Source organism: uncultured Gimesia sp. (assembly GCF_937919775.1).
Taxonomy (GTDB): Bacteria; Planctomycetota; Planctomycetia; order Planctomycetales; family Planctomycetaceae; genus Gimesia.
In genome coordinates this window covers 1-3,112 of record NZ_CALFPF010000490.1, presented here as the reverse complement: position 1 = coordinate 3,112, position 3,112 = coordinate 1, and the positions used below count along the sequence as shown (strand labels likewise).

Annotated in this window: 3 protein-coding genes; all 3 read left to right on the top strand. The window is 53.7% G+C overall.

The annotated features are described in order from the left end of the window. Nucleotides 1–1,613, top strand: a 1,613-nt coding sequence (locus Q0294_RS13940) for a phosphatidylserine/phosphatidylglycerophosphate/cardiolipin synthase family protein (RefSeq protein WP_299466459.1), incomplete at its 5' end; no start/stop codon positions are given. A 129-nt stretch (nucleotides 1,614–1,742) separates the two neighbouring features. Then, nucleotides 1,743–2,750, top strand: coding sequence for an NAD(P)-dependent alcohol dehydrogenase (locus Q0294_RS13935; protein ID WP_299466456.1), 1,008 nt, complete (start codon nucleotides 1,743–1,745; stop codon nucleotides 2,748–2,750). Between the two features lie 168 nt (nucleotides 2,751–2,918). Beyond that, nucleotides 2,919–3,112 (top strand): hypothetical protein (locus Q0294_RS13930; protein WP_299466452.1); only part of this gene is annotated, 194 nt, incomplete at its 3' end.

The following is a 3,112-nucleotide window of genomic DNA, read 5'->3' as shown; positions in this document are numbered from 1 at the left end:
CGGTGCTGTCCTCGTTTCTGGTTCCTTCCAGAGCGCATCGGTGTATTCCACTGAGTGAAGGTCTCTCCGCCTTTGATTGCCGAAAGCGACTGATCCGGCAATCGCAGCGCCGGATTTGGATCAGCACTTTCCTTTGGCGAAATGATCGTGTCGGAAATTTTCTTCTCGATGAGCTGGAACGCCGATCCCGGGAAGGGGTTGAAGTACGAATTCTGCTCGACCACTGGGTGACCCTGCAATCGGAAAACTCGATTCTTCCCCGCCTGCGTCAACTGGCGGCATCGAGTGATATCGAGGTGCGGTTGTTTAATCCGGTCGTGCAGAAGATGGATCCTGCGGATGCGGAAATCATGCTGGCGGGGGCGAAGAATGGAGAGACTCTGAACCGGCGGATGCACGGTAAAATGATGCTCTTCGACGAGGCATGTGTCATCGTGGGAGGCCGCAACCTGGGCGACGAATATTTTGATATGCATCGTTTTCGGTGTTTTAGCGACGCGGAAGTATTGATCAGTGGCCCCATTGTCGAAGAGACCCAAACTGCGTACGCCCGTTTTTGGGATCACGATCTGAGTGTGGATCTGCTGGAATTTGCGGACGGGGAACAGTCAACCACAGCGCCATCGGAGTCTGGTACGCCGTCTGATTCTGTTGATCTCCCGGCACCTTTTTCAAAAATCGCAGAGGAATGCTGTCCCGATTATACCTGGCGCATCTATACTCCCCGCCAGATCGAACTCTATTATGATCTGCCCGCCGTCGATTGCCAAACGCCTGACGAAACAGGGAACCGACTGGTCGAGATTCTCACATCCGCACGGAAGAGCATCCATCTGACCTCACCGATCATCATCTTCCCGGATTCCTGGCTCGACCGATTGGCGAAACTGCGCGAGCAAAACGGATCGTTTCTGCTCTCGATTGTCACCAACAGTCTGGTTTCCACCGATAACCTCTATACCTACGCAGCCGGACTCAAACAGCGCAAAACGCTGCTCAATCAACTCCACGCTCATCTACACGAAATACGGGCAGTTCCGGGGGAGATCGTTCGAATGATTCCCAGCTATGCACGTCTGTCCGAGGAAAATGACAAATCCGACGCGCAACCGGAATCCGGCTTTGGTGCGAACCACTTCGAGTGCGACGAGTTCCATACGACATTGCACTGCAAGTATTTCATTCTGGATGGAACAACAACGCTGCTCGGCTCTCCCAACCTGGATCCCCGCTCGCTGTTCGTCAACACGGAACTACTGCTCAGAATCGAAGACGAATCACTCAGTCAATATTTTCTGGAGCACCACAATCGCTTTCGTTTGAACACGAACAGTTGGGTCGTCGCCCGGAGGCAGAAAGAAACCATCACCGCCCGCGTCTCCCGGCTGCTGCCCTCCCAGCAGTCCCGAGAAGAAAACATTGATACGTCTCGCCCCGGATACTGTTTTGCGCCGCGGAAAGAAACGCCCCAGGAAATTCCCGATCCCTGGGCCGACGATTTCTACGATCGCTACGAGTCATGTGGCGTCTATCCGGGAATCAAAGATTCCGACGAAAAAGTAGAACTCTTCTTCACCGAAAAACTGTCACACATGTTCCGGGATTTGCTGTAGAGGATCGAATAAGCATAAAATTATCTGTCGCAGGAACCGTTCAGCGACACAAAAATATCCAGGCCGCGCCGCCTGACTTCTGTATGAACGATAAGGACTTTTCACACGATTTCACCAAAGGAGAAGAAAATGGGATATGAAGCCTGGGTTATAAGTGAGATCGGAGCCCCTTTCACCCGGCAGACACTGGAGCGGGAACCACTGGGACCCGAAGAGGTGGAGGTGGCGGTAGAGCATTGCGGCGTGTGTCATTCGGATCTCTCGATGTGGCAGAACGAATGGGGAATGACGACTCTGCCCGCAGTCTTCGGCCATGAAGTCATCGGCCGGGTGACAGCCCTGGGATCGCAGGCGAAAGGTTTGAGCGTCGGGCAGTGGGTCGGCGTCGGCTGGTTCAGCGGCAGTTGTATGCATTGCCGGCTCTGCCTGTCGGGGCAACAGCATTTATGCAAAGAGGGGCAGCCCACGATCGCCGGTCACCTGGGAGGCTTTGCCAGTTCCGTACGTTCCCACTGGGCCTGGACGATTCCTCTGCCGGACGGTCTGAACTTTCCTGATGCGGGGCCCCTGTTGTGTGGTGGCATTACGGTGTTCAATCCCCTCAGCCGGTTTGCGACGCCGAAGAGCCGCGTGGGTATCGTCGGCATCGGGGGACTGGGACATATGGCGGTCAAATTTGCCGCCGCGTATGGCTGCGAAGTGACGGCGTTCACATCGCATGAAAGCAAGTTCGACGAAGCCCGCAGTTTCGGCGCACACCATGTCGTCGCCAGCCGGGACACGGCTGCGATCCTGGAATTGGAGAATTCATTTGACCTGCTGATTGTCACCGTGAATGTGCCACTCGACTGGGATGCGCTGTTGAAAACGCTCGCGCCTAATGGAAGGATGCATGTAGTAGGGGTAGTGCTGGAGCCGATTCCGGTTCCCGTCTTTACACTGCTCGCGCGGCAGGCCAGCGTCAGTGGCTCTCCCACCGGCTCCCCCGTCGCGATGGCCGAAATGCTGGATTTCGCAGCGCGACACAAGATCGCACCGCAGACCGAACACTTCCCCATGAGCCAGATCAACGAAGCCTTCCAGCACGTGACCGAAGGCAAAGCCCGCTACCGCGTCGTGCTCGATGCAGATTTTTGAATTTGAAGCGGTTCTATCTAGAAACCAGAGATTTTTAATGTTTCCTTTCAATCCTGGATTAAGGTTGAATGGTGATGGAATTTTATCAGTCTTCTATTGGAACCTTAGCTTAAGCTCCAGTGTCCATCCAAAATGAAATTCTGATTGAATAACCTGTATGGAGCTGACATGGTAAATGACACGGAAGAGTTGGTGATCTACAAATACAGCTGGAATACGCGATATTGTGGTTTTGCATTATCAAGAGAGGCAGCAATAGATAGTGTAAAGAATCATTATTTCTATGGAGAGCCGGAAGAAAATGGAGATGAGATGGTCTTAGGCACTCAATGGGCTGAAGATCAGGATGAAGAAGGCTGGCG